Source organism: Sporomusa acidovorans (assembly GCF_900101845.1).
GTDB classification, from domain to species: domain Bacteria; phylum Bacillota; class Negativicutes; order Sporomusales; family Sporomusaceae; genus Sporomusa; species Sporomusa acidovorans.
Genome location: NZ_FNAM01000001.1, coordinates 14,356 through 28,918, shown reverse-complemented (window position 1 = coordinate 28,918; position 14,563 = coordinate 14,356). Strand labels below are relative to the sequence as shown.

At 41.3% G+C, this 14,563-nt stretch carries 15 protein-coding genes; 1 reads left to right on the top strand and 14 read right to left on the bottom strand.

The window, feature by feature from the left end:
* Positions 1-489: 489 nt before the first annotated feature.
* From spoIIM to BLR65_RS00170, 3 genes are all read right to left on the bottom strand, one after another.
* The gene (gene spoIIM, locus BLR65_RS00180; RefSeq protein WP_093791261.1) at positions 490-1,128 is read right to left on the bottom strand and encodes a stage II sporulation protein M; all 639 of its coding nucleotides are present in this window, start codon (positions 1,126-1,128) and stop codon (positions 490-492) included.
* Between the two features lie 69 nt (positions 1,129-1,197).
* On the bottom strand, positions 1,198-2,382 hold the full coding sequence (locus tag BLR65_RS00175; RefSeq protein ID WP_093791259.1) for an endonuclease Q family protein: 1,185 nt from the start codon (positions 2,380-2,382) through the stop codon (positions 1,198-1,200).
* 3 nt (positions 2,383-2,385) lie between these two features.
* Positions 2,386-2,925 carry an NUDIX domain-containing protein gene (locus BLR65_RS00170; RefSeq protein ID WP_093791984.1) on the bottom strand — a complete coding sequence of 180 codons (540 nt, stop codon included), beginning with the start codon at positions 2,923-2,925 and terminating at the stop codon, positions 2,386-2,388.
* 74 nt (positions 2,926-2,999) lie between these two features.
* On the opposite strand from BLR65_RS00170, the gene BLR65_RS31265 reads away from it, so the two are divergent.
* The gene (locus BLR65_RS31265; RefSeq protein ID WP_281241467.1) at positions 3,000-3,125 is read left to right on the top strand and encodes a hypothetical protein; all 126 of its coding nucleotides are present in this window, start codon (positions 3,000-3,002) and stop codon (positions 3,123-3,125) included.
* Positions 3,126-3,203: 78 nt separating this feature from the next.
* Here the strand turns inward: BLR65_RS31265 and BLR65_RS00165 are convergent, their stop codons facing one another.
* The 11 genes from BLR65_RS00165 to dxs all read right to left on the bottom strand — a co-directional run bounded on the left by BLR65_RS00165 (position 3,204) and on the right by dxs (position 14,500).
* Positions 3,204-3,866: a nucleotide-binding protein gene (locus tag BLR65_RS00165; protein ID WP_093791257.1), complete on the bottom strand. Its 663-nt coding sequence runs from the start codon at positions 3,864-3,866 to the stop codon at positions 3,204-3,206.
* A gap of 18 nt (positions 3,867-3,884) precedes the next feature.
* Entirely contained in the window at positions 3,885-4,955 is a 1,071-nt protein-coding gene (buk, locus tag BLR65_RS00160; protein ID WP_093791255.1) for a butyrate kinase, read from the bottom strand.
* 106 nt (positions 4,956-5,061) lie between these two features.
* Positions 5,062-5,847, bottom strand: a complete 786-nt coding sequence (gene spo0A, locus BLR65_RS00155; protein WP_093791253.1) for a sporulation transcription factor Spo0A — start codon at positions 5,845-5,847, stop codon at positions 5,062-5,064.
* 149 nt (positions 5,848-5,996) lie between these two features.
* Positions 5,997-7,403: a SpoIVB peptidase gene (gene spoIVB / locus BLR65_RS00150; protein WP_245692236.1), complete on the bottom strand. Its 1,407-nt coding sequence runs from the start codon at positions 7,401-7,403 to the stop codon at positions 5,997-5,999.
* A 309-nt stretch (positions 7,404-7,712) separates the two neighbouring features.
* The gene (locus BLR65_RS00145) at positions 7,713-7,919 is read right to left on the bottom strand and encodes an aspartyl-phosphate phosphatase Spo0E family protein (RefSeq protein ID WP_093791251.1); all 207 of its coding nucleotides are present in this window, start codon (positions 7,917-7,919) and stop codon (positions 7,713-7,715) included.
* A 236-nt stretch (positions 7,920-8,155) separates the two neighbouring features.
* Positions 8,156-9,865 carry a DNA repair protein RecN gene (gene recN, locus BLR65_RS00140; protein ID WP_093791249.1) on the bottom strand — a complete coding sequence of 570 codons (1,710 nt, stop codon included), beginning with the start codon at positions 9,863-9,865 and terminating at the stop codon, positions 8,156-8,158.
* Between the two features lie 13 nt (positions 9,866-9,878).
* A complete protein-coding gene (gene argR / locus BLR65_RS00135; RefSeq protein ID WP_093791247.1) occupies positions 9,879-10,349 on the bottom strand; it encodes an arginine repressor in 471 nt (156 codons plus the stop codon).
* A 5-nt stretch (positions 10,350-10,354) separates the two neighbouring features.
* On the bottom strand, positions 10,355-10,921 hold the full coding sequence (mnmM, locus tag BLR65_RS00130) for a tRNA 5-(aminomethyl)-2-thiouridylate-methyltransferase MnmM (RefSeq protein ID WP_093791245.1): 567 nt from the start codon (positions 10,919-10,921) through the stop codon (positions 10,355-10,357).
* On the bottom strand, positions 10,908-11,777 hold the full coding sequence (locus BLR65_RS00125; protein ID WP_093791243.1) for an NAD(+)/NADH kinase: 870 nt from the start codon (positions 11,775-11,777) through the stop codon (positions 10,908-10,910). The genes mnmM and BLR65_RS00125 overlap by 14 nt, the downstream gene beginning before the upstream one ends.
* Positions 11,778-11,792: 15 nt before the next feature.
* Positions 11,793-12,611, bottom strand: a complete 819-nt coding sequence (locus BLR65_RS00120; protein ID WP_093791241.1) for a TlyA family RNA methyltransferase — start codon at positions 12,609-12,611, stop codon at positions 11,793-11,795.
* Positions 12,608-14,500: a 1-deoxy-D-xylulose-5-phosphate synthase gene (gene dxs / locus BLR65_RS00115; RefSeq protein WP_093791239.1), complete on the bottom strand. Its 1,893-nt coding sequence runs from the start codon at positions 14,498-14,500 to the stop codon at positions 12,608-12,610. The genes BLR65_RS00120 and dxs overlap by 4 nt, the downstream gene beginning before the upstream one ends.
* Between the last annotated feature and the right edge of the window lie 63 nt (positions 14,501-14,563).

Below are 14,563 nucleotides of genomic sequence, written 5' to 3'. Positions count from 1 at the left end.
CAATTTCTGGTCTAGGTTCTTTATTCAACATTAAGTTTACTTTTCCTTTATTTAACTACTATGTTTTGTAACGTTTTCGTGCTTTTTTGCAAAAACTGCTAATCTATGTCATACTGCAACGGTCAGCCATGTGACAAACAGCCATAACCCGTAAAGGCTTTTCTAATAGATGCTGGTCCCGCATTTTCGGACCTGGATTAGTACAATCCCAAAGCATGGTCATTAGTTTTGGTAGAATGTAGAAGATAATAAGCGTTAACAAGGCTATTTTTATGTAAATTTTTGATTTCTTAATTATGCTTCGCCATGAAACTCTTATCACCATGCGTCTGTACTTCCCTCCCACCCTATAATGTTAATGGATTCTGGCTTAACTTAATATCATACTTATTCACCCAGCAGTAGGTTTATTCATCATTTGAAAATCCTATTTACAAGAATCTAATAAAGAAAGTGAGAAAAAAAAGGCGGCACATACTGTGCCGCCTTTTACTGAGCAAAAAATTGAGCAACTGTTTTCATAAACACGGGTGAAACATATACTTCAATTAAAGCCGCACCCAACATAATTATTACCATGGTAAAACAAAATATCGAATAAGCTATTGAATTGTAAAAAAGGTTCTCTTTATTTCTCTTTCGTCTTACCAACATTAAAGAAAAGGTGGTCGCAGCTACCCCTGTCGCTAAAATAGCAGGTATGGCCAAAAAATTATGCGGCAGTACGGCAACAATAGCAAATAATAATCCCTTCATAACATACTCATTGACTAAAAAGCCAACCGTAAACCCAATGACAAATCCGCGTAAGCATACCATAAACAAGACAAAAGGTATGCCAACAATCGTAAAACCCAGCAGCCACATAATGCCAATTATTTTAATATTATTAAGTACTACACTAGTTAATAAAACGTGAGTATCACCGATTCCTTCCGAACGTGCCGCGAGTCCCTGAAAGAATACCCGTAAATAGCCGATGAGTTCAACTTTTTGTTCATCCGGCAATGTCTTAACAGCCATAGCGCCAATTACTACGCCGATAACAAAGATCAATATCATAAAAAAGTAAGCCACAATGTTGGCACGAATATAATCGGCAGTATTCTTGCGAAGAAGTTTTAGCATGCATGTACCTCCCTGCCAGTACCTGCTACAATATATGTTTTGCTAAAACTTGTTAGACCTATTTGTCCATTAAGTTCCTATCATTCGGCCATATATGCCGCCACCACCAGCACTAATAATCGCATTTCCGCTGCGCGCCTCCATGATCAAACCGGCAATTTTACTGCCAGCCACACCGGCTAAAGCCTCATAAGTCGCGTAATGCAAAATATTCATTTCCGTATCAAATTCACGCAGCAGTTTAACCATGACTTTTTTTCCCACTCCGGGGATAAACTCAAGTGGGATCTGGTAGAAATATTGCGACCGATGCACAGGGTGATGCGGCTCAATATAATCTGCAATTTCATTAATTCGTTCTAAAACGCCTTTAGTTAATACGCTGCTGCCACACTGTGGGCAGGTATAAATTAGGCCATCACCAGCGGTAAAACCGCACTTTTGGCAAAAGGTCCGATGATATTTTCCCAGTCGGGGATCCAGTCCATAATTGGCGATAACCTGATTTTGCTCTGTCCGGGACAAAGCCTTGGCAATTGCTCCAAAGGATAATTCGCTCATAGAAAAAATATTATATTCGCGAGCAATTTTGTCAAGTGAGTGGGCATCCGAGTTGGCTATAAACGTGTATTCGGCTAACTCGCCGACTCTGTCGGCCATATTGCTATCTGCACTAAGACCTAATTCAATGGCCGCAATTTTGTACATTTCTTTATCAGAAAGAATATGTGAAAATCGCTCACAGCAAACGCCATATAGGCTCTTATGAGGAGTAAAAACATGAGCCGGAATAATAAGCGAGTCAAAGCTGCCGGCTATTTGAATGAGTTGTTTCAGAGGCATATGGGCATTTTGTGAACTGAGATTAATGTTGCGGATATACCGGCTCATATATGTAGAAAATGAAGACATTGTTTGTATATCCGGAATAAAGACCAGAGTATGCGCCAAACCGCCATTGGCTTCCCGGGTTTCAATCTCTGCGCCTAAAATAAGCAGAGTACTTTCCCGATACATGTACCCGCCGGAACTAACAGGCGCGAGCAACTCTTTTTCGATAAGGGCTTCAATATCAGCCAGTACCAACGGTGACAACGCATCAACAATGCCGACAATATTCATACCTTTTTGTTCTACGGCTTCTTCCAGAATTCCGCATACTGTCAAATGACGTGAGGTGGGAATCTTAATCCACTTTCCACTTTCGCTCATGCCAACATGAATGTGGAGATCGGTAAAATACTGATTAAGCATGTCTCAGATTCCAGCCAGACAAAGTGCAACTAAACTTTTGGCATCACATAATTCACCAGAGGCGATCATTTGGCGGATTTGTTCGGGCGAATAAGTCTCGGTATGGATAAACTCGTCTTCGTCAGGTAGTTTATCTGAGTCGATAAGGTCTTCCGCCATATATAAATGAATAATTTCATTCGAAAAACCGGGAGTAGTATATATAGCCGTTAACTTCTGTAATTTTTGGGGCATAAATCCTGTTTCTTCAGCTAATTCCCGCCTAGCACAAGCTTCCGGATTCTCACCTGGATCAAGTTTGCCGGCAGGCACTTCGAGGATAACCCGCCCAATCGGATGGCGAAACTGCCGTACTAAAATAATATTGCCCTCCTTTGTTATCGGGACAATGGCTACTGCCCCGGGGTGTTCCACTACTTCCCGCGTTGCTGTTCGGCCATTTGGCAGTGTCACCTCGTCACGTCTTACATTAATAATTTTGCCTTCAAACAATCGTTGTGAATTTATAGGTTTTTCATAAAGATCTGTTTGGGAATCCGACATAGCATTACCTCCTAATAATTTGGAATAAATTTCCATAACCATTCATATACTACCTCCATAAGGAGGGACGTCCAATGAAAGTCATTGCGAATAACGGCGTATATTTTTGTGGTAAAATTAAAGAATTGCTTATAGAATTGCATAATATGAGTAGAACATATAAAACTCTACAGGAGTTACTTGCAAGAGCCAGACAATAATTTCTACTAGTGGAGCGTTACTAGCATCCTGACAGAAGGAAAATCTTAAACCGTGGCAAGCCACGGTTTTCCCTTTTGTTACACCATCCAAGGATAATGTGTATACGGCTTTAAAATAAACAAAGGCGGATTGACCTTCATCGGCAATTTTATCCACTCCGGTACTACCACCCAGGTAACAGGCAGTGATAAACGGCTGGCGGCTTCCTCAACAATAGTCAATCCCTGATAAATATGCTCGACCGTTGTCTCTGAACCAACATTGGTATTACTGATCAAGCCGCTAATTCTAAGACGTGAAACCTGTTCAATACGTTCCAGAGTCGTGATAATACCTTGAACATCTCCGGTAAAAGGGCGGCGCGTGTTAACGACCAGTAAAGCCTGATAACCATATTGATCAAAAGATCGTTTTAGTTGGCCCAATACAATAGCCGACTCGCCACCACCAACATCCATGATAACCTTAGTGGTTGTCTGAGCAAAGACTGCAACCAAATTATGCGGTAACACAGGTAAATCTGCATGTGCCAGGCGGGGATCAGGTGCAATAAGCCTGACGCCGTGTTTTTCCAATAATTCTTGATTTTCCCTGGTACGAAAGTAGGGTTTCACCAAGTCAATATCGACAATGGCAGTATCTGCACCAGCTGCTTTTAGTTGTAAAGCATAATTAGTGGCCAATTCGGTTTTGCCGCTGCCAAATTCGCCGACAAAAACCATAATGTGGTTATCATTCATATCATTTTCCTGCCTGCTCTATTTATATACTTTTGGCTGTTCTTCACCGCGCAATACCCGTAGTGCTCCTTCAGCCAGTGCTTTAAGCTCATCCTCTCCCGGATAAACGATAACCGGAGCGATAAATTTTATCCTAGCGGTTATCATTTTTACCAGCATGGCAGAATAGGCTAAACCGCCAGTAAGCACAATTCCATCCACCTGTCCGTTTACTACGGTAGCCATGGCACCAATTTCTTTTGCTACCTGGTAGGCCATTGCTTCATAGACAAGAGCGGCTTTACTATCCCCTGCGGCAATACGGTCTTCTACGTCACGTCCGTTACTAGTGCCTAGGTGAGCCAGCAAACCGGCATTGCCAATGAGCTTTTTCTTAATATCCTCAATAGTATATTTACCAGAAAAGCACAAATTAATCAACCCGTACGAAGGTACCGCACCAGCACGTTCAGGTGAAAACGGTCCTAGGTCATTCGGATTGGTTACATCAATCATTTTACCGTTTTTCTGTACGCCGACAGATATGCCGCTGCCAAGATGAATTAGAATTAAAGTTAACTCATCATAATTTTTATTTAAATCTTTTGCTACCCTATGCGCAACGGCCTTTAGATTTAATGCATGAAACAGGCTGCGGCGAGGTACGTCTGGTAAACCGCTGATTCTGGCTAACGGTTGCAGTTCATCCACACTTACCGGATCAACGATAAAAGCGGGGATATTCACCTGATCAGCAATACCTTTTGCTAAAATTCCTCCCAAATTTGAGGCATGTTCCGTTTGTACTCCTCTTTTTAAGTCCTCGATCATAGTTTCATTAACTTCATAGGTACCGCTTGCTAGTGGCTTAAGCGGGCCACCGCGGCCAACAACAGCCGCCAAACTTTCCATATCGACATGATAGTCTGCAAGGGCTTTTTCTACCAGTTGAAGCCGGTAGTCATACTGGTCATAAATTTTTGCAAATGGCTTAAGTTCATCAAGACTATGGCGGATAACTTGTTCAAAATTAATCTTTTCATTTGTATACACAGCTATTTTAGTAGATGTCGAGCCTGGGTTTATTGCAAGAATCTTATATTGCTGCATCGATAGCCTCCAAATTAAATTCAATGCTATTGTTATCTTATTCATTATCAGGATAAAAAATCCTGCAAAAAAAACAAACCCTCAAGCAGTGAGGGTTTGAAAAACGTTAGCTTGCCCGCATTTCCATACGCAATTTATCGGCAATCATAGCCATAAATTCAGAATTTGTAGGTTTCCCTTTATCCAATTTAATTGTATAACCAAAGAGTTTATTAATCATTTCGATATTTCCCCGGTTCCAAGCAACTTCAATCGCATGGCGTATCGCGCGTTCTACACGGCTTGGGGTAGTGGAATATTTTTCGGCAATCATAGGATAAAGTACTTTTGTTACAGCTCCTAATAATTCTACTTCCGCTACGATCATCATAATTGCATCACGCAGATATTGATAGCCTTTAATGTGAGCAGGAATACCAATTTCTCTAATAATATTCGTTACTTCCACATCCATTGGACGGGATTTGATAACAGGAGTTGTAGCCGCTGCAGTAACCGGACGTGTAGTAGCAGCAGTGCCAGCTAATTGCCTAATTCGATTGATAAGCACCTCCATGTTGAAAGGCTTTAAAACATAATAGTCTGCACCTAATTCTACTACCCGTTGCGTTATCGTCTCCTGGCCAAACGCAGTTAACATGATGATTTTCGGACGTTTACAATTTGATACATTAATTCGCTCTAAAACACCAAGTCCGTCTAAATGTGGCATAATAATATCTAACACAATAACATCCGGAGTTTTTTCTTCAATGATAGACAGCATTTGTTCTCCGTTGTAAGCTACACCAACTAATTCAATATCGGGTTCCCGGTTAAGACATTCTTGCAAGATATCCGAAAACTCTTTGTTGTCGTCAGCAATAGCTACCTTAATTGATTCTCTCACCATTATTTTGACATCCTCCCAGCAAATCTTATATGTATAATAAAACATATTCTATAAATATACGTCAATTCCTTCCTACCATGGAAAAAAAATCCATTTATTTTAATTTACAAAAATATGTAACAGACTTGCCTTAAAATCATTATATATGATTATGACAAGTTAGGACAAGAAATTTTAATAATATTACAAAAAAAAACGCCAGAAAAACTAAATAGTTTTCTGGCTGATTGATGATCCTTTTTAGGAATTATTCCACTTTCCATGAGCATCCAATCAACAAAGCAACCATATCCGCTTGTTGGATCATGAACAAAGACATGGGTAACGGCTCCTACCAATTTACCGTTTTGGATAATTGGACTGCCGCTCATACCTTGAACAATCCCACCGGTCTTTTCGATAAGCCGCTGGTCTACCACTTTGATAACCAATCCTTTGCTTTCCGGGACTTCCTGGAGATTAATTTTTTGGATTTCTATATTAAATTGATCAATTGTTTGACCATCCACTACTGTCAACATTTCGGCTGGTCCCACTTGCACTTGGCTCATAGAAGCTACGGGAATTAACTCAGGATATTTTTCATTCGGTAATTTTTCATTTAACTCCCCGTAAATTCCAAATTGGGTATTTTTACTGATAGTACCTAATAATTGGTCTTCTTCAATAAAAACACCAATTTTTTCGCCTGGATGCCCTCTTTTTCCTTGCTGAATGCCTGATACTGTTGCCATTACAATTTTTCCCTGATCACAGTCAATGGGTTGATTGGTATCACTGTCAGTAATAACATGGCCTAAAGCTCCATATATTTTTGATTCAGGATCATAAAAAGACAATGTTCCAACCCCTGCTGCACTGTCACGAACAAATAAGCCTATACGATAACGCTTGGTATCCGTACATAAAACTGGAGCCACTGTAACATGGTGCTGGCCTTCGGCACGTTTTAACAAAATATCAACATTCCGGTTGTTCTTGCCGCTTTCATCAATTATCTCAGCAACCTGAGCGTCACTCTGAACAGGTGTACCGTTTATGCTGATAATGACGTCGCCAACTACAATACCAGCATCTTTAGCTGGAGTAACATATTGACTCAGCATATTTAAGACCGGTGAATGACCGACAACAATTACACCTTGTGATTGCAGCACCACACCAATAGAGTGGCCTCCTGGAATTAAGCGAATGGGCGGTAATACATCCACTTGTACACTGCGGAATGGTATGATCCCAAATAATTTAAACTCCACAGTAGATTGTCCCAATTTGACCGGTTGAAGAGATACCGGCCGGGATAACGCCAGTGTAGGTAAAAAACCGGGTGATTGCACGCGAATACTGTCACTATCATGTCTAACAGTAACTGTAAGTGGAAAATTCACATCAAATAATGCCGTCTCTCCTTCAATAATTCTGATGTGCATGGGAAGACCGTAAATATTACGGAATTGGGGAGAAAGACAAAATGCAAAGATTGTACTGATAATCAACATTGCCCATAAGGGCCTACTGCTAAATAGCCGGATAAATTTTGTCATATTTTCTTCCATCACTCCCTATTACATTCTTCCCAAAATTGTCATGTCGCCTCTCACCTCTTACATTGTTTTCAGCTGTAACTTGCTGCAAAATTAGAATTTCCCGAATTTAATGGGGATTATTCCGGAATTATTAGCATAAATTGTCTTGGAAGCTGAATTTTATGCGTTTTTTTAATAAAAATAGTGAAAGCTAATGATTGGGCATTTTTTCTTATAAAATCGTTGATTTACAATTCATCTACGGGTTAGCCGTCACCCTTAAAAGCTATTTTAATGCTATTGGGTAATAGAAAAATAAAAATGCTATGTAGGTAACTCCTACATAGCATTAGCTATTAGCCTGTCGTGGTAACACCGTTGATATAATATTTTAGTTAATTTGTTATATTGATTTAGTGCAATATCTAATTGCTGACTTGCGGCTAAAGCCTGTGGGCTATTCATCCCACACATTTCCACTGTCTTTTGGAGTTCTTCACGCAATTCTTCAATAAGATGCAATAGTTTATCCCTTTTGGCAGGCATTTCTAATGTCTCCTACTATTACAAAAAATTTCATTTGTTACTATTATATGCCAACTAATAATGAGTATCCATATTATTTTTTTGACATTGTCATGTAATTTTTTGATATAATACAAAAAGCCGTGTACCAATCAAAAATAAAACAGCCATGACACCAAGTTATTATTGGCGTCATGGTCACTTCATTTTACTGTATATATGAAAAATGTATACTTACTTTAGCGATTAACTTATGCTTATACCTTATTTCCCCAGTTTTTCTTTTTTCTCTTAGCTAATTCTAGCATTTGAGCAGCGTTATCCATAGATAGTTTAGTTACCTCACCAGAAGTCATTCTGGCTAACTCGGACACTTGTTCCTTAGTGGTAAGGGCCGTTACTTGTGTTATGGTTCGGTTTTTTTCCAGTACCTTTTCGATATAAATATGACAATCAGCCATAGCTGCAATTTGCGGTAAATGTGTTATGCATAATACCTGTTTATTAAACGCGGCGATTCTTGCAATTTTTTCCGCCACTTTTTGGGCTGTTTGTCCCCCAATCCCTGCATCTACTTCGTCAAATACCATGGTAGCTGTTCCGTCCCGTTCCGAGCATACTGTTTTGATGGCCAGTGCAATCCGCGATAACTCACCGCCTGATGCAACTTTGTGCAAAAATCTGGCCTCCTCACCAGAATTGGCTGAAAACAAAAAAGCGACATCATTAGCACCATCGATATTATACTGATGATTTCGGTTGACTTCTACTAGAAATTTCGCCTTTGGCATACCTAAATCAGCCAAATGTTCCGATACTTGCCGGGATAACAGCCTGGCGGCAATCTGGCGCTGGTTATTTAGTTCTTCGGCCAATTGTTCAACTTTACCTGCAAGGTTGCGCTCTTCTTGTTCAAGTTCAGTTAGCCGCTCATCATAATGCGTAATTGCCGCCAGTTCGTTACTCGCATTTTCGTAGTAATTCAGAATATCTTCAATTGTTGCTCCATACTTTTTCTTAAGTCGATGAATCACATCAAGCCGCTCTTCCATTTTAGCCAACTTGCCTGGATTAAAATCAAGATTATCATGATAGTCTCTAAGATCGCCCATGATTTCTTCTAATTGGTACAAAGAATCAGTCACAATAGCTAGCTGTTCATTAAGTGTATCGTCATAACGTACTGCTGTTTCCAAATCACGTTTAATCTCTGCCAGGCACGATACTACCCCACTAAATCCTTTACTCCCCTGGTTTAAAAGTGCATAAGAATGCGAAATGGCATTGGAAATTTTTTCAGAATTGGCAAGAATTTTGACTTGGCTTTCAAGCTTTTCTTCCTCACCTAGTGTTAAAGCTGCTGCGCCAATTTCCTGGGTTTGCCAGGATAGCATTTCCTCCCGCTGCAGACGTTCCCGGGAATCCTGGATAAGTGATGCGAGCTCAGTTTTGATAGTATGCCATTGTTTATAAATTTGCCGGTATTCTTCAAGTTTAGGCCTGACTCCGGAGGCAAAAGCATCGGTAAGTGACAGATGAACCTCGGGTTTTAACAAAGCTTGGTTTTCATGCTGCCCATGCATGTCCACAAGCTTTTCGCCAACCTTCCGCAAAGTAGTCAATGTAGCTTGACAGCCGTTAACATGAATTGAATTCTTGCCATTTTTTGCTAAACGCCGAGTCAAAATTAACGTTCCGTCTTCTTCTTGCGGAATACCCTGTTCGTCCAAAATGGCTTTCACTGAACTGATATTCTCTATATCAAAGACAGCTTCGATTCGAAAATAATCAGTTCCTGAACGAATGGAGTCGGTTGAAGATCTGCCGCCGATTATAGCGGATAGGGCATCAATAAGAATAGATTTGCCTGCCCCAGTTTCACCGGTTAATATATTAAGGCCTGAAACAAATTCAATATATGCTCGATCAATCAGTGCAAAATTAATGACCGTCAGTGATTTTAACATCTTTTATCACTCCTTAAGCACGCTCCATACCACTGCCCATAAGTGATCGAAATTTTGCTATGACCTGCATAACCGCTTCAGCCGGTTTTACCAAGACAAAAATAGTGTCATCGCCAGCTACCGTACCGATGATTTCCGGCCATTTTACGTAATCAATCGTATAGGCAACTGCTTGAGCAGTTCCCGGTAACGTACGCAGTACAATAATATTTTGGCTATAATCAATCGCAACGATAGAATCTTGAAATGTCCGCTCCAAGCGAGCCTGAGACAATACAATATTTTGTTCTGGCGGAAATGCGTAGCGATACCGCCCGTCGCCTGTAGGAACTTTAATCAGCATAAGCTCCTTAATATCTCTTGAAACAGTAGCCTGAGTAACACCAATTCCCTGTTTACTAAGCGCATCAGCCAACTCTTCCTGAGTTTCAATTATATAACGTTCAATAATTTCTTTAATCTTTGAGTGACGCAGAGTCTTCAAGCCATTCACTCCTTTCTTTTTTCAATGACGTATAAAATCGGTGGATTATTTAACTGATTAACCATAGACCAACAGGCAACCGTATACTTTTTTTGGTCCAAACCGGAAATATATTGGTAAACGGCCTTGCCTTCCTGCCTGCCATGCTCATAGCCGGGATAAGCAGCAACTGTTATCAATCCGTTTACAGCAAGTAATGGTAAAGTTTGCTTTATCGCTTGGATAGTAGAATCCGGACAGGTGCTTATTGTATGATCCCCGCCTGGTAAATAGCCAAGATTAAACATAGCGATATGTATTGGCTGAGAAATATAAGCAGCGATGTTTGCATGACTATCCAACACAAGCCGGACTTTGTGAGACAAGCTATGTTGAGTTAGCAGCAATTGGGTGTGGAAAAGAGCTTGCTGCTGAATATCAAAGGCCCATATAGTGGTCGATTCCGGAGTATGTTCAGCTAAAAACAATGTATCTTTGCCATTGCCGGCAGTGGCGTCAATAACCAACTTAGCCTTATGTAATTGAGGAATTATAAATTGATGAGCCATGCGAACGGCGTTAGCTACTTCCATTCTGGTCGCCTCGCCGTAATTTAGTCCGCAATGTTTCATAATAGCTTTTTCCTGTAAATTTCATAAATCTGGCACGGAAGGGTGACCGTCTTACTACTACGGTGTCATCCGGAAATAAGCTGTAGACAGTCTGACCATCTACCGTAAGCACAATATCGTTGTGAGTTGCCTGCATCCTGACTTTTATTTCCTCCCGCTCGGAAATAACCAAAGGACGTGAATGTAAGGTGTGGGGGCAAATGGGAGTAATAACGATTACCTTTAATTTGGGGTTGATAATCGGTCCACCTGAAGATAAAGAATAGCCGGTTGAGCCAGTTGATGTAGCGATGATAAGTCCATCGGCAGGATACTCAGCGGTAAGCTCTTCGTCGATCAGCAATTTGAGATTGATCATCCGGGAAAAACCACCTTTGGCAACAACGACATCATTAAGTGCAGGGGATATGTAAATTGGGCTGCCGTCACGAATCACAACAGCATCCAGCATAAGCCGTTCTTCTATGTAATATTCCCCTCTAACCAGCCGTTCAAGAGCCGCACTCAAATCAGATAACTCAATTTCAGTAAGAAACCCTAAATTTCCCATATTTATTCCACAAACGGGAATACCAAAGGGGGCAATCTCCCGGGCCGTATTAAGCAGCGTCCCATCTCCACCTAGTGTAAGAGCAAATGTAATATCATTTTTCACGCATTCCAGCTTTTCGGTAAATTGAGCATATTTCAGTCCCGGCGCCGCATTTTCTGGCAAAACGACTTTCACGCCATGTTCATGAAAATACTGTATAATTGAGGCTAATACAGTATGAATGCCTTGCTTTTTCGTGTTAGGAAATAACCCTACAGTCAGCACATCTGTGTTCCTCCGTCATCCCGTTAAATTGGCATGAGCCTCTGCCACTACAATTGCAACATTTGACTCAGCCACGATTTCTCCCACTGGATAATTAGTAAGATATAATAAATATTCAATATTTCCTTCCGGTCCTTTTACAGGCGAATAAGTCAGTCCTGCCGGGGTAAGCAATTGTCTGGCAGCCACTTCGACAACATTGTTAATAACTTCACAATGAACGGCCGGATCACGGACTACCCCTTTTTTCCCGACCTTGTCCCGCCCCGCCTCAAATTGTGGTTTTATCAGTGCAACTACTATGCCTTGAGGTTTAAGCAATGTTTTTACTACCGGCAAGACTTTATCAAGGGAAATAAAAGCCACATCAATGGAAACAAAGTCCAGTAATTCATTCAAGTCCTCTGGTCGAACATTGCGAATATTTGTACGTTCCATATTAATTACGCGCTCATCTGTTCGTAACGACCACGCAAGTTGTCCATAACCAACGTCAATTGCATAGACTTTAGCCACACCGTTTTTTAAAGCACAATCAGTAAATCCGCCTGTTGACGCTCCGATATCGGCCATCACTTTACCGGTTAAATCCAGGCCGAAATAAGCCAATGCCTTGGCTAATTTGAGCCCGCCTCTGCTCACATAGCCAATATTATCGCCGTGGACAAGAAGACTAGCATTGCCGGGAACCATGGTGCCGGCCTTATCTACTTTTTTACCATCTACGGTGACAAGGCCGGCCATAATATAAGCCTTGGCGCGTTCACGACTGGCTGCCAGTCCCTTTTCTACCAACAACACATCAAGACGATCTTTAACCCGTTCTCCTGTCATTTCCGCACTCCAAACTGCCGGATAAAAGTTTCAACATTATTGGCAATGCCTTGAGCATCCAAGGCATACTTATGTAATAGATAGCTACGGGGGCCATGTTCAATGAATTTGTCCGGCAACCCCAGCCGTAATATTTTTACCCAATTAAGATTTTGTGAATTAATGTATTCAAGTACGGCTGAACCAAAACCTCCTGCAACAACATTATCTTCAACCGTAACAATAATACCTGTATCGCGGGCTGCTTGGCGAATCATCGTTCCATCCAATGGTTTTATAAATCTACTATTTACCACACCTGCTGCAATCTCCTTGTCTGCCAATAGCTCAGCAGCTTGTCGGCAAGGTTCAACCATGGCTCCCACGGCGAATAAGACAACATCCTTGCCTGCATGCAAAATTTCTGATTTACCTATTTCAAGTTTAGTAAATTCTGATTGCAAATTCACGCCAACACCGCTTCCCCGCGGATAGCGAATGGCTACGGGTGCATTCATCTCAGTAGCCGAATATAACATATGCTGAAGTTCATTCTCATCTTTGGGGGCCATAACAATAATATTGGGAATATGACGTAAAAAAGAGTAGTCAAAAACGCCATGGTGGGTTGGCCCGTCTTCCCCCACAATTCCCGCCCTGTCCAATACAAATGTGACAGGCAGATTTTGCAGGCATACATCATGGAGAATCTGATCATAAGCGCGCTGCATAAAGGTTGAGTATATAGCAACGATTGGGTGCTTACCCTGGGTAGCCAACCCAGCCGCCATAGTTACCGCATGTTGTTCGGCAATCCCAACGTCAAAAAAACGTTTAGGATACCTTGTCGCAAAATTTTGCAGCCCTGTTCCGTCAGGCATTGCTGCCGTTATCGCCACAATATCAGGATTGTGTTCCGCTAATTTCACGATTGCATTACCAAATATTTGGGTATAGGCGGGTGGTTTGCCGTTAGGTTTTATAACTGCCCCGGTTTCCACGCAAAAAGGCCCTACCCCATGAAATTTGTCAGGATTAGTTTCGGCAGGTTGATAACCTTTCCCTTTGTGAGTTACGATATGGACAATTACCGGACCCTTAATGCTCTTTGTTTTATCAAGCACCTCCATAATTGACGGAATATTATGACCGTCAATAGGGCCAAAATAAGTAAAGCCCAGTTCTTCAAATAGTATACCAGGTACTAACAGGTATTTGAGACTCCCCTTCAATCTTTCAACCGTTTTGGCAACACTATCGCCAATAGCCGGAATACTACGCAGCAAAAAATCAATGTCGCGTTTGACCTTCGAGTATGTGGGCGCTGTACGCATCTTGGCAAGATATTCGGATATGGCACCTACATTTTTGGCAATAGACATTTCGTTATCATTCAAAATTACGGTAAGATTTATGCCGAGATGCCCGGCATGGTTAAGCGCCTCGTAAGCTTCTCCCCCTGTTAACGATCCATCTCCAATTACGGCAATTACATTATATTTTTCTCCTGACAAGTCCCGGGCTAATGCGATTCCCACAGCGGAAGATATTGATGTACTGGAGTGCCCGGCGCCAAAAACATCATGTGGACTTTCGCAGCGTTTAGGAAAACCGCTAATTCCGTCAACAGAACGGAGTGTGGAAAAAGTTGCTCGACGTCCTGTTAAAATCTTATGTACATAGGCTTGGTGCCCGACATCCCAAACAATTTTATCTTTGGGACTATCGAACATTTTATGTAAGGCCAGCGTTAATTCTACAACACCTAAATTAGGTGCCAGATGCCCACCATTAGAAGCTACCGTATGTATAAGAAGCTCGCGGATTTCCCCAGCGAGCTTTTCTAATTGCGCCATGGAAAAATGTTTAATATCCTGTGGCCCATTAATACTGTCAAGCAATCTGCTCAAACTCGTTCCCCGCTTTCTCTGACTGGGGTCAGGTAAGTTGCTAGTTATGGTAAATATATATAT